The organism is Bacillus sp. FSL M8-0077 (genome assembly GCF_038050255.1).
GTDB classification, from domain to species: Bacteria; Bacillota; Bacilli; order Bacillales; family Bacillaceae; genus Bacillus; species Bacillus altitudinis.
Window position 1 is genome coordinate 3,272,062 of the sequence record NZ_JBBPAF010000001.1, and the last position, 14,464, is coordinate 3,286,525.

Annotated in this window: 14 protein-coding genes and 1 tRNA gene; 4 read left to right on the top strand and 11 right to left on the bottom strand. The window is 41.5% G+C overall.

The genetic code is table 11. From position 1 onward, the window contains the following. Positions 1 to 203 precede the first annotated feature (203 nt). The 8 genes from NST57_RS17055 to NST57_RS17090 all read right to left on the bottom strand — a co-directional run bounded on the left by NST57_RS17055 (position 204) and on the right by NST57_RS17090 (position 7,922). Positions 204 to 974: an ABC transporter ATP-binding protein gene (locus NST57_RS17055; protein WP_341298930.1), complete on the bottom strand. Its 771-nt coding sequence runs from the start codon at positions 972 to 974 to the stop codon at positions 204 to 206. Then, positions 968 to 1,783, bottom strand: a complete 816-nt coding sequence (locus tag NST57_RS17060) for an ABC transporter ATP-binding protein (protein WP_341298931.1) — start codon at positions 1,781 to 1,783, stop codon at positions 968 to 970. The genes NST57_RS17055 and NST57_RS17060 overlap by 7 nt, the downstream gene beginning before the upstream one ends. After that, positions 1,746 to 2,633 carry a nickel/cobalt ABC transporter permease gene (gene opp1C, locus NST57_RS17065; protein WP_341298932.1) on the bottom strand — a complete coding sequence of 296 codons (888 nt, stop codon included), beginning with the start codon at positions 2,631 to 2,633 and terminating at the stop codon, positions 1,746 to 1,748. The genes NST57_RS17060 and opp1C overlap by 38 nt, the downstream gene beginning before the upstream one ends. 5 nt (positions 2,634 to 2,638) lie before the next feature. Beyond that, complete coding sequence (gene opp1B, locus NST57_RS17070) at positions 2,639 to 3,568, bottom strand: nickel/cobalt ABC transporter permease (RefSeq protein WP_142156056.1); 930 nt, start codon at positions 3,566 to 3,568, stop codon at positions 2,639 to 2,641. 15 nt (positions 3,569 to 3,583) lie between these two features. Further along, positions 3,584 to 5,227 carry a nickel ABC transporter substrate-binding protein gene (nikA, locus tag NST57_RS17075; RefSeq protein WP_142156057.1) on the bottom strand — a complete coding sequence of 548 codons (1,644 nt, stop codon included), beginning with the start codon at positions 5,225 to 5,227 and terminating at the stop codon, positions 3,584 to 3,586. A 322-nt stretch (positions 5,228 to 5,549) separates the two neighbouring features. Then, a complete protein-coding gene (locus NST57_RS17080) occupies positions 5,550 to 6,719 on the bottom strand; it encodes a macrolide family glycosyltransferase (protein ID WP_142156058.1) in 1,170 nt (389 codons plus the stop codon). Between the two features lie 362 nt (positions 6,720 to 7,081). Then, complete coding sequence (locus NST57_RS17085) at positions 7,082 to 7,546, bottom strand: DinB family protein (protein ID WP_341298933.1); 465 nt, start codon at positions 7,544 to 7,546, stop codon at positions 7,082 to 7,084. Between the two features lie 300 nt (positions 7,547 to 7,846). Beyond that, positions 7,847 to 7,922: transfer RNA gene (locus NST57_RS17090), tRNA-Arg, on the bottom strand. Positions 7,923 to 8,175: 253 nt separating this feature from the next. Here NST57_RS17090 and clpP point away from each other — a divergent pair. Then, complete coding sequence (gene clpP / locus NST57_RS17095; protein ID WP_024719872.1) at positions 8,176 to 8,772, top strand: ATP-dependent Clp endopeptidase proteolytic subunit ClpP; 597 nt, start codon at positions 8,176 to 8,178, stop codon at positions 8,770 to 8,772. A gap of 55 nt (positions 8,773 to 8,827) precedes the next feature. On the opposite strand, the gene NST57_RS17100 is transcribed toward clpP, so the two are convergent. Next, positions 8,828 to 9,406 carry an LOG family protein gene (locus tag NST57_RS17100; protein ID WP_341298934.1) on the bottom strand — a complete coding sequence of 193 codons (579 nt, stop codon included), beginning with the start codon at positions 9,404 to 9,406 and terminating at the stop codon, positions 8,828 to 8,830. Between the two features lie 136 nt (positions 9,407 to 9,542). Between NST57_RS17100 and NST57_RS17105 the strand changes: the two genes are divergently transcribed. Continuing rightward, positions 9,543 to 9,884 carry a MazG nucleotide pyrophosphohydrolase domain-containing protein gene (locus tag NST57_RS17105; RefSeq protein ID WP_142156061.1) on the top strand — a complete coding sequence of 114 codons (342 nt, stop codon included), beginning with the start codon at positions 9,543 to 9,545 and terminating at the stop codon, positions 9,882 to 9,884. 29 nt (positions 9,885 to 9,913) lie between these two features. Here NST57_RS17105 and NST57_RS17110 read toward each other — a convergent pair whose 3' ends face one another. Both NST57_RS17110 and NST57_RS17115 read right to left on the bottom strand, forming a co-directional pair. Beyond that, positions 9,914 to 11,536, bottom strand: a complete 1,623-nt coding sequence (locus NST57_RS17110; RefSeq protein ID WP_341298935.1) for a SulP family inorganic anion transporter — start codon at positions 11,534 to 11,536, stop codon at positions 9,914 to 9,916. A gap of 37 nt (positions 11,537 to 11,573) precedes the next feature. After that, on the bottom strand, positions 11,574 to 12,155 hold the full coding sequence (locus NST57_RS17115) for a beta-class carbonic anhydrase (RefSeq protein ID WP_341298936.1): 582 nt from the start codon (positions 12,153 to 12,155) through the stop codon (positions 11,574 to 11,576). Positions 12,156 to 12,718: 563 nt separating this feature from the next. On the opposite strand from NST57_RS17115, the gene NST57_RS17120 reads away from it, so the two are divergent. Beyond that, entirely contained in the window at positions 12,719 to 13,696 is a 978-nt protein-coding gene (locus NST57_RS17120; RefSeq protein ID WP_341298937.1) for a 2-hydroxyacid dehydrogenase, read from the top strand. Positions 13,697 to 13,926: 230 nt separating this feature from the next. Further along, positions 13,927 to 14,367, top strand: a complete 441-nt coding sequence (locus NST57_RS17125) for a ribonuclease (protein WP_445818828.1) — start codon at positions 13,927 to 13,929, stop codon at positions 14,365 to 14,367. The last annotated feature ends 97 nt before the right edge of the window (positions 14,368 to 14,464 follow it).

The window sequence follows — 14,464 nt, forward strand, 5'->3', positions numbered from 1 at the left end:
CCCGTATCCATCACTTCAATCTTTGATTCCCAAGCTGTACCATCCTATTCCGAAGCTAAAAAATGAAAACGCAGCAAACATAGCAACACATATCGTTTGCTCACTGCCTTCGTTCTTTCATTTTGCTTACAGGTCATAGGATTAGTACTTCATTGCATTGGGTCACCCTTCCGTCGTTTGTTACGTATACGATAAAAGATTGGTTATTTTTTGTCAAGCTGAAAAGGCATGAGTGAGTCTATTAGCTTGAGCGTAAATGGATGAGTCGATTCTAACAGCTGGTCACTTTTACATTCTTCCACAAGTCTTCCCTCATGTAAAAATAGAAGTCGATCACATAAAAAAACGGCTGCCTCTAGATCATGGGTAATCATGAGAATGGTCATATCTAACTCTTGCTTTAATGTTTCAAGAAGCTCCAATATTTGAACTTGGACAGAAACGTCAAGTGAGCTAAGGACCTCATCTAAGATGAGAATGGCTGGATTCGTCGATATGGCCCTTGCTATGCATACACGCTGGAGCTGACCGCCGCTTAGTTGGTGAGCATATTGATTTAGCAAAGACGATGGAAGTCTTACTTGCTTGAGCAGGGACAACACTTTTTGGTTCACATCCATGTTTCGCTTTATTATTTGCATGGGTTCTGCTATGATCTCTTTCACTGTAAAGGAAGGATGGACAGAAGATAAATAATCCTGAAAAACAACACTCATTTTCCCCCGGTTCATCTTACGCCATGTATGAGCTGGCCATCTATCTATCTTTATCTCTCCGCCGTCTAATGTTTCTAAACCAAGCAGCGTACGTGCTATTGTACTTTTACCACTGCCGCTCTCACCGACTAACCCGACACATTCACCCTCTCCAATATGAAATGAAACCTGAGCTATGCGTGCTATGGATTCCTCTTTATGAAAAAAGCGCCCTTTATCTTCTCCATGTTTAAGTAGTTGATTTGCTGTGATCAGCATGGGAATGCCCTCACTCTCTTCTGCCTCAGTGCTTCAAGGGGGGCCGATAAGCGAAGCCTCGTTTCTAGTAAATGCCTCGTTTGAGGATGCTCAGGTGATGTAAATATCTCTTTTGCATGACGATGCTCAAGCATCTTCCCTTGGTGCATCACCAACAATTCATCAGCGATTGCCTGAACGACGCCTAAATCATGCGAAATGATGATCAAGGCAGCTCCGGTTTCTTCTTTCAGCGTCTGTAATTGCGTGATGACTTCACGCCGGTTATATGCATCTAATGATGCTGTAGGCTCATCGGCAATGATCACGTCAGGAGAAAGCATGATCGTAATGGCAATCATGACACGTTGAAGCATCCCTCCCGACAGCTCATGAGGATATTTTTTCATTAACATATGCGGATTGTTTAAATGGACACGTTCTAGCCCAGTGATCGCATGTGCTGTTCCTTCTTTGCCACGTAAGCCCAAATGCCGCTGGAACGTTTCAAGTATTTGATGACCAATTGTTTCAATTGGATTGAACGCATTCATGACATCTTGTGAAATGAAGCCAATTCGCTTTCCTCTCCAACGCTGTGCAGCCTGACTTGTCAATTTTTCACCGTCAAACAAAATGGTCCCAATCATCTCTAGCGAAGGAGGGATGAGATCAATTAATGCTTTTGCAACGGTTGATTTTCCGCTTCCACTTTCTCCAATAACGCCTAAACAACGTTGTCTATGTAATGTAAACGTGATATTTGCCACTAAATCCTTTTGTTGAATCGGATCATGTACGGACAGATTTTTTATCTCGATGAAAGGCAAACCGTCTCCCCCCTTTTTTGTTGGTAAGGTGCATGGCAGGGTTCATGACCTGCTGAAGACTGTCTCCTAAAAAATTCAGTGCCATGACCACAAATAAGATCGCAAGTCCAGGCGGGAGCATGTGAGCCGGGTGCGTCACCATGACATTCTTCGCCTCGTTGAGCATCATGCCCCATTCTGGTGTAGGTGCACTCACACCTAATCCAAGAAAAGACAGAGCAGAAATATTTAAAATGACCCAGCCTGCGTCAAGTGTAGCAAAGACAGCAATCTCTCCTGAGATGCGAGGAAATAGATGTTTTCGAAGGATATAAAAAGGTGAACCCCCAGATACTTTCGCAAACTGAACAGATGGTTCATTCGTATATTGCAGGACTGACGAACGAATCATCCTTGTATACCAAGCCCACTTTGCAAGGACATTGGCCAAAATAATATTGAAAAGCCCAGGTCCCATAATGCCTACAACAGCCAAAATCATCACCTCTGCTGGAAATGACAGCATGACATCACATATTCTCATCAACACTCCATCAACTTTCCCTCTAAAAAAGCCAGCTACGAGTCCAAGTATCGTGCCAATGAGCATCGTGATACACATAGTCAGCACGGCAGCAAGCATCGTTGTCCGAATACCATATAAGAGCCGGGACAATACGCATCTCCCCAGCTGATCGGTTCCGAGGGGATATGTTAGACTCACACCAGCATATTTTTGAAGAATGTTCGTGTCAGTTGGGTCATGCGGCGCTAGAAACGGTGCAAACAGCCCAGCTAATGTGACAAGTACCAAAAGCCAGATAGACAGAATAGCCATTCGATCTTTTCTTAATTGATTCCATACGATCAAATTTTTTAGACCTCCTTTCTTAACTGCGGGTTCATGATCATTTGTATGACATCAGCAACGAGGTTGCACACAACGAACAGGCATCCCATCACAAACAAATAGGCTTGAATCATAGGGAAATCGGCGTGAAAAATAGCTGTTACACACAAACGGCCAACCCCTGGCCAAGCAAAGAGATTTTCAATAATGACGGTTCCTGCAATGAGCTTTGGTACTGACATACCGAGTGCTGTTACTGCTAGTTGAAGGGCATGTCTCATCACCTTCAATTGAATGGTTCGTTCCTTTAAACCACGAGCTCTTGCATAAAAAACAAAGGGCTCGTGCTGAAACTTTAGGATTTGATTTCGAATGAGTCTCACATAGGTCGATAAGTAACCAAGTGATAAAGTCATCGCTGGCAAAAGAATCGATTTAAATCCTTCCATTCCACTCGTGTTGACCCAGTTAAATTTGACTGAAAAAAGCCAAATAAACAAAATGCCCAACCAAAAACTAGGCATGGAAGCTGCAATAAACACAAATGCTCTCACGATTCGATCCAACCATGTATGTGCCGCATATGCACACACCATTCCGAATAACAAACTCAGCACAATAATAAACAAAAGGGACATCCCTGCAAGCTGTAAAGTCGCAGGAAGTGCCTCCATCATCAGGTCAAGTATAGGCTCATGTGTGACATAACTACTGCCAAAATCACCTGTTAATCCGTCTTTAAGCCATGTGACATAGCGTATGAAAAACGGTTGATCTAAGCCTAGCTCTTGACGCATAGATTCAATCATCTCTTCTGTTGGGGTTACTTGGTTCACACGTAGAGCGACCTCTGCTGGATCACTCGCACGCATCGCAAGTAGCACAAAAGCAAAAAACGTAATGAATACAATGAGCGGAAAAAGAAGCAATAATCGTTTTATGATATAGCGTGTCATGTCTCAGCCTCCGATTTATGACGAAAAATACATTCGATCAAAGGGAATTTCATACTGAGATACATGAAAATCTACACCTTTGAGGCGCTTATTATAAACGGCCTTTGTCACAGAATAGGAAATAGGGATATACACATTTTCATCATGAATATACGTCAAAATATCTCGGTACATTTGTGTCCTCTTTTGCTCATCCGGCTCCACCAATACTTTCGTAATGGTCTCATCCAGCCACTTTTTCTTTTTCAATCCTAACTGAGCTTGATAATCAGCATGGGATGCAACACGGAATGAAGAGACGTATGTTTGAGGGTCATAAGGAAGTCCCCAAGATAGAGAGTACATAAGATCAAACTTTCCTGTTTTTTGACGATCTAAAAATGCCTGTTTTTCTTCTCCTCTAATATCCAGCTTGATTCCAACCTGCTTGAAGTCCTGCTGAATCGATTCACTAATCGTTCTTTCACCTGCATTATCCGAATTATAATAAATGGTCACGCTGAGCGGCTTGTCTTTTTGATAGCGATAGCCGTCTTCTTTTAGCTTCCAGCCTGCCTCATCTAATAATGCCTCTGCTTTCTTTTTTTGATAGGTTTTCTTTTTAAGCGGAATATCTGCGTAAGGGACTGATGGGGCGAGCAGTGTATGTGCCACCTGTTCAGTTCCATTTAAAATTCCTTCTGTAATCATCTCTTTTTGAATGGCATATTGAAATGCTTCTCTTACTTTTGGATCTTGTGTTATTGGTTGATTGGAGTTGATCACAATAGATCTTGATCCAACAGGAGGACTCACGGTTACCCCATATTGACCAGCTTCTTTTAAAGCCTGAAATGAATCTCCGTCGATCATGTCACCATCTGCTCCAAATAAGAGGTCGATCTCCCCTTTTTGCAGAGCGAGTAAAATCGTTTGGTGATCCGGCATGACCTTCCATTTCACCGTTGAAATCTTTGGCTTCTTTCCCCAATAACGATTGTTCACTTCAAAAATGGCATATTGATTTTTCTTATGTTCCTTTAACACATAAGGGCCTGTACCTGCATAACCTTTGACACCTTTTGATGTGGTGCCATCAATAAAGCTTTTGGGAGAAATAAAACGGAATGGACGTGTTAAACCAAGTTCTTCTAATGTTGGATAATAGGGCTCCTTCAATGTGAGAACAAATGTATGTTCATCTACAGCCTTTGTGGATTTAATTTCTGACACGAGATTGAGCCAAGCATTTTTTTCAATATTTTTGACAACTGCATCCATATTCATTTTGACAGCCTTCGCATTAAATGGCTCACCATCTGAAAAAGTCACGTTTTCTCGAAGATGAAATGTGTAGGTTTTTCCATCTTTAGAAATATCCCAGCTTTGGGCCAGGGCAGGTTGAATGCCTTTTTCCGTATTCACAACAAGCGATTCAAACACCATATTTTGAGCGGCCATCTCCCCGCCATATAGATGGGGATTAATGTCTCTTATATCTTTTGTACTTGCATACACCAGTTCATCATCTTCTCTTCCACTTAAACTGGAAGAGGTCTTATTTTCAGAACAAGATGCCAATAGAAAACAAGCCATGACTGAAAACAGCATCAAGGTATATGTCACAAAGGACTGCTTTTTCTCGTCCTTTTTCTTTATGTAAACAGGTTGATGATTCATATGTACTTCCCCCAAATGTTCATTTTATCGTAATCATTACGATTATCAATCGAAATGATTACGAATTGAATATTAGCATACAGATCTGGGAAATACAATGTCTTTTTTCACCGAAAAAACAGACTCATGATTGAGTCTGTCAGATTGTTGACAAAGGACTAAAATGTACTTTTTTAGCCCTTTGTCTTCTTTTCAGCGTGATAGAAAACCTTTGCAGCCCTAGGAAGGACGAGTACTGGCGCGGAGCGAATTTGACATTCGTGAGCACCGGCACGCAGGACTGACAAAGAATGAAAGGGTTTGTCTACACGCTGAAACAGACTCATGATTGAGTCTGTTTCGCTTGCATAAACTGATCAATGACACGTAATGCTTTTTCTGTTCCACCTGCTGTTTGGAAACTTTCTTCAATCTTTTCAATCCCAACACGGTACGTGTCACTTCCCAGTACACTCTCTACAGTATCTCTCAGCTGTTTTGATGTCAGTTGGTCTTTATCGAGTGCACGAGCAGCAGAGAGATCCGTCAGTCTTTTTGCCACCATCGGCTGATCTTTGTCAACCGGAATGACAACCATCGGAACATGATAATGAATGCCTTCATTGACACTGTTCATTCCCCCGTGAGTCACAAATACATCTGTCAGTTCAAGGACTTCAAGCTGCGGCACATAAGGCTCAATGATAAAATGAGATGGTGCTTCTTTTAGGAGAGACATGTCGATTTTTTCACCAGTTGCGAGGATCACTTTTCCATCAAAGTCAGCAAAAGCATCAATACACATATTAAAGAATGCTTCAGTATCTCCTAGAACCGTCCCCATTGAAATAAAGACGACCTTCTCCCGCTCAAGCGCTTCTAATGGGAAATCGTGCTGGTCAGCACGTTTTAGAAAGCTGGGTCCAATGAAAACAAACGAATCATCCAATGCATCAACAGACGGCTGAAAATATTCACTTGTATACACCATATTCAGTTCTCCGCGGTTTTTCATGAATTGCATCAAATGTGTTGGCTGAACGCCAAAACGTTCATGTATTTCTTCTAACAGATGAGCCGCCTTCTCATCTTTTCTGTATAGAGGTGTATCAAAATGTGCCTCTTGCAGCACAAAAGAAGGATTCGAACCGATGCCTGGAATCTGTAAGTAATCCCGCACAAGCTCACCTGCTCCAAACATATCAAAATAGACCAAATCAAATGAATGCTGTTGAGAAAGAGTTTCCACCACTTCTAAAATGTCTAATGACGTTTGTAGCATGGCATGAAAAAATGGCTGCATGGATTCCAAATCGTCTTCTTCCACACTTAATGTCCGAATATAATCTGGATGTATATGTATGTGAGCGCCTAAGCGTTTGATCCGCTTTTGATAATGTTCAGTTGTGACCACATGCACTTCATCACCTCGATCAACAAATGCACTGATCATTCCTAACATTGGGTTCACATGTCCTTCAGCTGGGAACGTAATCATTAAAACCTTCGCCACAAGAATCCTCTCCTTATTGTCAATTCTCTTCCATGTTAATCTTATACAGTGATCAGGCTCAACAAATACGCCTGAAAAGGGCAGAAATGAGTCTTATGGCTAGTATTTTAAGAGGATAGCAGAAAAAAAGACAAAGCCTCCTGTTTAAGTGCTTTGTCTTTTTTCTATTAATTTTTGAGCAGCATTTGTTTAAACGCAGCAGACTGTTTTTCAATTGAGATCGGATCAGCATAGATAAATTCATTGTTTGAATAGGATAAAACATGTCCTTGTTTCACTGCTTTATTCTTCTTCCATACACCGCTGCCTGTGATATCAGGATTCGACGCTTCATACGAAAAACACCCTTTAGTCGAAGAACATCATTCAAACATTAAAATTTTGGGGTCTTGATTGTAACAGTGAACAAGCATAGCATGTAATTGTCCCCTATGGTGATAAACATGTGCTAATATCTCTAACAACCATTCATACCTTGTATATGTCACACCCCAATAGGAAGTGGTACGAGACAGTAGTTCTGTGTCCGATAATTTCATATAATTATTTTTTAATGAATGGAAATTAGTCATTAAACCATTTTCTATCGATTTTATAGTTTTATATGATACATTAGCATAAAATATTTCCATCTCTTCTTGGGTCGCCTCATTAGAAATACGCCAGTCAGCTTCACAAATGATCGCAATGTGTTCCAACAACTCTCCGATAGACTGCTTATGAGGTGTTGGTCTTTTTTGTAAATCAGCTTCTTCTAATTGACTTACTATTTTTATTAATGTTTTAACAGCTACTTCAATTTGATGTAAAACACTTTCACAATTCATTAGTGCCTCCTTATTAAGGAATTCTGCCCTTTTCGTTGAACAAGCTTTGAGAATATTGATGCACTGACTTTATACTCCAATAATAGATTAAGTTTACTTGATTGCTATCATAAAGAAAATTTGTCTTTTTAACAATTTTAATCTGTGCTTTTCGATACAAAATGAACTCTCTAATAAATAGTGAAGTTCCTCTCAATTTACTCACACAATACCACTCATAAAAAACAAAAAAACCCTTTAATTCAAAGGGTTTTCAGCTTTTTCACAAATTATAAATCCAATCCTATCGGATACTATAGACGCGCTCGGAGGGATTCGAACCCCCGGCAGACGTGGTACCGGAAACCACCGCTCTATCCAACTGAGCTACGAGCGCACGATATGTTTTTTAAACGTCAGCATATCAAATTATAAGGGAAATGCTGCAAGAAAGCAATGATTAATCGCCAGCCCTGTCGATGTATTTTCTTCATTCCCATACATATAATCATATGATGGTTTGAAGTGAAAGGATTTTGGGGAAAATGGATAGGGGTATTTGATTTTAGGTCAGCATTTTGTTTGACCTTTATTGACCAAAAATGTATCATTGAATTACATACTTACCTAAAAGGTGAAGGAGGAACATTATGAATTTAATACCTACAGTCATTGAGCAAACAAATCGTGGGGAAAGAGCTTACGACATTTATTCTCGTCTTTTAAAAGACCGTATTATCATGCTTGGTTCTGCGATCGATGACAATGTTGCCAACTCCATCGTATCACAGCTTCTCTTCTTAGAAGCCGAAGATCCAGAAAAAGATATCTCTATCTACATTAACAGCCCTGGCGGTTCGATCACAGCTGGTATGGCCATTTACGATACGATGCAATTTATTAAACCAAAGGTATCAACTATTTGTATTGGTATGGCTGCATCTATGGGTGCGTTCCTGCTTGCTGCTGGTGAAAAAGGTAAGCGTTATGCCCTTCCAAATAGTGAAGTGATGATTCACCAACCACTAGGTGGTGCGCAAGGTCAAGCAACAGAAATTGAAATTGCGGCAAAACGAATCCTTTCTTTACGCGATAAACTGAACCAAGTACTTGCTGAACGTACTGGTCAGCCAATTGAAGTCATTGAGCGCGATACAGATCGTGACAACTTCAAAACAGCGGAAGAAGCACTTCAATACGGACTCATTGACAAAGTCTTGACCCGTAATTCAGAAGAACAAAAATAATCACAAAACAAACCGTCTGCTCTTTGAACAGACGGTTTTTTGTTATGCATCTGTTTTAAGATAGCTCCGTCCATTTCTGCTGAAGAGACGGTGTTTGATAGGAAGCCATCTGTGCAATCAATTCTTCCGGTTCTCCAGAGGCATGCAGCAATTGAAGATGTGATTCATTTGAAAAACCTTCCTGTACACTGAACGTGACCATGTCGAGGAGCGGTTTGAAATAGTCATTCACTTGATACAATCCGATTGGCTTTTGGTGAATGCCAATTTGCGCCCAGCAAAGCACCTCAAATAATTCTTCATATGTACCAAAACCACCTGGCATGGCAATAAATCCATCGGCCAGTTCGCTCATTTTCGCTTTACGTTCATGCATCCCTTTGACTTCAATCAATTCGGTTAGCTCTTGATGCACAACCTCTCCTCTAAAAAGCCCTTTTGGCATAACTCCAATCACTTGCCCGCCGTTTTTCAATACCTCATCCGCAATAGCTCCCATTAAGCCAATTCGTGAGCCACCGTATACAAGGCGGATTCCTTGCTCTGCCATATAAGCCCCTAGCTCGACAGCTTTTTGTTTGTAGATGTCATTCACACCTGGATTCGAACCAGCAAACACACAAATCGTTTTCATCAAAACAGCTCCATCTCTCTCTATGATTTCTTCACCCACTCATTCTACTATAATTCATTGTAAAGAAACAGCCGCTCCATCTATATATAGTGTAAAATCAGAAGATGAACACCATATAAGGAGCTGTATAAAGAGAATGCAAACAACTGAAATGGAAAAATGGATCAAAGATTTCTACAAAATGAGAAATTGGACAGAATACGGGCCGTTTATCAGGTTAGGTTTCCTGATGGAAGAAACAGGTGAACTCGCTCGCGCAGTCAGGGCGGTCGAAATTGGACGCGATCGACCTGATGAGAAAACACAGGAGGGCGCCGCGTTAAGAAAGGACCTTATTGAAGAAATGGGAGATGTCTTAGGAAATCTACTTGTTCTAGCTGATCTCTATGATGTAACAGTAGAAGAGGTCTTCTCTTCCCATCAACAGAAACTTACACAACGGTTTTCTAGTGAAAAAGAGCAGGTAAAAAGCACGTGACCGACATGTCACGTGCTTTTTTTGTCCTTTTATAGCTGCTGTGGTGAAATATCATCCGTTCGTTCAAAGAAATGCTGCTTTCCAATGTGATGGAAAAGACCGGTACGATGCAAAAGCTCTTTTGGCTGTGATTGAAGCCCTACAATCATCAATTTTCCATTGTGATGCTTTAAACGATTGGAAATGTTCATCAGAACCGCCTCTGCTGAGGTATCCATATAATTCACTTTGTTCATAAGCAAAATGAGTGTTTTCGGCTTTGTCTGAACATGATCCAAAATCGAATTTTCCAATGAATCGGTTGTACCAAAAAAGAGTGGCCCTTCAATCGAATACATACTAATCTCTTTCTGATCGGTCTCCCTTTCTAAGGCAACCGCCGTTTCGATTTGAGGAACAGCGACATTTGTGTGGATATTTGTTGTCTGGCTCATTTTTTTGATAAAGGCGATAAACGCTAATATGAGACCTGCGGTTACCCCAATAATCAAATCACCGATGACCGTTAGCAGGAAGGTCACGACAAGCACAAGGGAATCCGCATTTTTGACTTTGACAATATTGATAAACTCTTTTTTCTCACTCATATTCCACGCCACAAACATCAAAATCGGTGCCATGGCAGCAAGTGGAATCATCGATGCATATGGTGCAAACAACATTAAGATGAGCAAGACGACGACACCATGCACGACTCCTGAAATGGGGCTTGCTCCACCATTTTTAATGTTTGTTGCCGTACGAGCAATCGCTCCAGTCGCTGGGATCCCTCCGAAAAGCGGTGCTGCCATATTGGCAATTCCTTGCCCGACAAGCTCCTTGTTGCTGTCATGCTTTGAGCCTTTCATATGATCAGCAACCATAGCTGACAAGATCGACTCCACGCCGCCCAAAAGCGCAATGACAATAGCCGGCGGCAGCAGATAAATCATTTTTTCAATCGTCAATTCAGGAAAAGCGAAAGTTGGCAGCTGACGAGGAATTTCGCCATATGCAGAGCCGATGGTTTCAACTTGTCCTTGAAAAAAGAGAACAGCTATAAATGTTGAAACAAGTAGACCTAATAGAGCGCCAGGTATTTTGGGAATGTATTTTTGTGCCGCCAAAATCACGATGAGCCCAACAATCGCTGTGAGAATGGCGAAACTGTTTGCGGTACCAAGATGGACCACGATTTCTCTCATATTGAGGAAAAAGCTTTCATGCTTTTCAACACCCTTTAATCCGAGGAAGTTGGCAATCTGTCCTGAAAAAATAATGACAGCAATGCCGGCAGTAAAGCCGATGATAACCGGACGAGGAATAAATTTCATGAGCTTCCCTAGTTTGAATATTCCGAATAATACAAGCATACAGCCTGCCATAAAACCAGCAATGAGTAAGTTTTCAATACCGTACTGACTGACGATCCCGAATAAAATTGGAACAAATGCCCCGGTCGGTCCGCCGATCTGATACGTTGAACCACCAAACAATGAAATCAAAATGCCGGCAACGATGACTGTGTATAATCCGTATTCTGGTCCGACACCAGATGCAATGGCAAAAGCCATGCCTAAAGGAATTGCCACAACGCCCACGACAAGCCCAGCGATTAAATCGCGTCTAAACTTTGATGAATCATAACCTTCAAATCTTCCATAAAAACGCATGGTATGTGTTGGCCTCCTTCAAGTATGTGTAGATGATTTAGGTATACTGTGGGTCGATCTGTTTATCTTTTATAACGACATCCAGCTTTCCTGTTGCCGGATGAATCACTAGTCCATGAACAGCTACATCACTTGGCATGAGCGGGTGCTCTTTGACTAATTTCACACTTTGGGATACGCTCTCTTCCACTGAATCAAAGCCTGTCAGCCAGCCCTTTAAATCGACACCTGCGCTTTTCACAATGCTCAAACACTTTTCCTCAATTCCCCGTGCTTTTGCCTTTTCAAGTAAAGGGTCTGCCGCAAGGCCTGCCATTCCGCATTCATGATGGCCGACAATGCATACTTCCTCTGCTTTCAGCTCATAAATGGCTAGTAAAATACTCCGCATGACACTGCCAAATGGATGTGTGACGATGGCTCCTGCATTTTTAATGATCTTCGCATCACCATTACGAAGCCCCATGGATTGCGGTAATAATTCCAACAGGCGTGTATCCATACAAGTTAATATAACCAATTTCTTCTCAGGAAATTTTCCCGCCTTGAAAGGCTCATACTGTCTCTCTTTCACAAAGTCTGCATTGTGCTGAAGAATCTGTTCTAATTTTGATCCCATCCTGTCATCTCCTATCTTTTTTAAGTGATTGTAACGCCTTACCTGGCCTCCTTTTCCCTTGTGTGTTCTCAAGCATAGAGAAGAAAAATGATAGAAAAAAAAGAAAAAAATGAGAAAACGATGAGAGAATATGTAAGCATTTTCTCTATTTTGCTCTTTGTTCCGCTTCAGCACAGAGGATATGCGGCTTTTGCTTTCAAACAATGGCTTTCATTTCACCAAAAGACGATGAAAAGGTTTAGTAGAAAATGACGATCCCGTTTAATACACTGCAAATATAATAAATTTTCTATCAAAAAGTCTCGATCTATTTTCCAGTTTGTCAGATTATCTCTCGAAACATCTAGCATTTTTCTATGACTCATCTACTAATCACTCGTTTTTCTACATCGTAAAAAGACATCAGATGGCCATGTCATTTACTCTTTCACTATAAAAATCTCTCCTTTTCCGTTATTTCAGTATATTAAATATTGAGCAGCTCATATTCAAACGTGTACTGCCAAAATGGTTGCTTTATAATAAAAAGAGAAAGATGACCATGTGAAAGGAGCGAGTTGATGATGAAACCACATATTTTTGTCGCCAAACCCTTACCTGCCTCTTTTGAAGACATGCTAAAGGAACATTGTACATACGAGGTATGGCAGTCAAAGGACCCGATCGCAAGAGATCTGTTATTTGAGAAGTTGCAGAAGGCTGATGGCCTTTTAACATCTGGTACGAAAATTGATCAAGATTTATTAGATCACGCCCCCCAACTCAAGGTGGTGAGCAATAATTCAGTCGGCTATGACAATTTTGATCTAGAAGCCATGAGACAAAGAGGCGTGATTGGTACGCACACGCCTTATACACTCGATCATACCGTTGCTGATCTTGCCTTTTCGCTCATTCTCTCTTCTGCGAGGAGAATTGCCGAGCTTGATCGTTTTATCCGCAAGGGAAAATGGACAAAATTTGTTCAAGAGGAAGATATATTCGGCCTTGATGTCCATCATCAAACGCTTGGGATCATTGGGATGGGACGAATCGGTGAGCAAGTAGCCAAACGAGCCGCTCATGGTTTTGATATGAACGTCCTCTATCACAATCGGAGCCGAAACGAGAAAGCCGAATCGGCATATGGCGCTGTATATTGCGCATTGGATGACTTGCTCAAGCAAGCTGATATCATTGTGTTAATCACACCGCTGACTGATGAGACGTACCATATGATAGGAGAGCGGGAATTGAAATTAATGAAGCCAACAGCTTTATTCGTGAACATCTCCCGCGGAAAAACCGTCGATGAGAAAAGCCTCATTCAAGCACTGCAGGATGGGTGGATCAAAGGAGCCGGTCTGGATGTGTATGAGCAAGAACCGCTTCAGGAAGATCATCCTTTCAAAGAGATGGACAATGTCACGCTTGCCCCGCATATCGGTTCCGCTACTGAAACGACAAGAGATCTTATGCTTAAACGAGCCATTCATAATGTGCTTCATGGAATTGACGGCAAAGCCCCTGTTGATATTGTGAAGGAGCTTGCCTCCTCTTAATCAAAACAAGGCGCAGGGAACTGCGTCTTTTTGTTTACGTCATCTGGAGAGGCACTCGGGAAAAAAGCCTCATTTTCGCTAATCTCCTGATTCTTTACATTCTCTTCATATGCCGGTGCTATAATATGAGGTAGACAAGCATCAAGAGGACGGCATCCCATTTCCTTTTGAGGAGGATCAAGATGAAAAAAATAAGTTCGGTTTTTACTCTATTCGCTCTGATTGCTGCCATTCTGTTTTCTGGATTTATCCCGCAGCAAGTCCATGCAGAAACACCACTTACACCAACAGCCACAAATGAAACTGCTTCCGTGCAGGTTGCACCAGACCTTCGTACCCTTGCCGTTATTAATACCTTTGATGGTGTAGCAGATTACTTAATCCGTTATAAACGACTACCTGATAATTACATCACCAAATCACAAGCGAGCGCCCTCGGATGGGTTGCATCAAAAGGAAATTTAGCTGAAGTCGCACCGGGCAAAAGCATCGGTGGAGACATATTCTCTAATCGGGAGGGACGCCTTCCATCAGCTAGCGGCCGAACATGGCGTGAAGCCGACATCAACTACGTCTCCGGCTTCCGTAACGCCGACCGCCTAGTATATTCAAGTGACTGGCTCATTTATAAAACAACCGATCACTATGCGACATTTACGAGGATTCGTTAATCATTATAAAAAGACAGCCCTTTGATGAGCTGTCTTTTTTATGATGTTTGCTTGCGGGCTGCAAACGTTGTGTCAATTGATATTGCTACATGAGATT

Coding starts and splice junctions, on each gene's coding strand:
- clpP (WP_024719872.1), top strand. CDS start 8,176: ATGAATTTAATACCTACAGTCATTGAGCAAACAAATCGTGGGGAAAGA.
- NST57_RS17105 (WP_142156061.1), top strand. CDS start 9,543: ATGCAAACAACTGAAATGGAAAAATGGATCAAAGATTTCTACAAAATG.
- NST57_RS17115 (WP_341298936.1), bottom strand. CDS start 12,155: ATGGGATCAAAATTAGAACAGATTCTTCAGCACAATGCAGACTTTGTG.
- opp1B (WP_142156056.1), bottom strand. CDS start 3,568: ATGACACGCTATATCATAAAACGATTATTGCTTCTTTTTCCGCTCATT.
- NST57_RS17085 (WP_341298933.1), bottom strand. CDS start 7,546: ATGAATTGTGAAAGTGTTTTACATCAAATTGAAGTAGCTGTTAAAACA.
- NST57_RS17110 (WP_341298935.1), bottom strand. CDS start 11,536: ATGCGTTTTTATGGAAGATTTGAAGGTTATGATTCATCAAAGTTTAGA.
- NST57_RS17120 (WP_341298937.1), top strand. CDS start 12,719: ATGAAACCACATATTTTTGTCGCCAAACCCTTACCTGCCTCTTTTGAA.
- NST57_RS17055 (WP_341298930.1), bottom strand. CDS start 974: ATGCTGATCACAGCAAATCAACTACTTAAACATGGAGAAGATAAAGGG.
- nikA (WP_142156057.1), bottom strand. CDS start 5,227: ATGAATCATCAACCTGTTTACATAAAGAAAAAGGACGAGAAAAAGCAG.
- NST57_RS17100 (WP_341298934.1), bottom strand. CDS start 9,406: ATGAAAACGATTTGTGTGTTTGCTGGTTCGAATCCAGGTGTGAATGAC.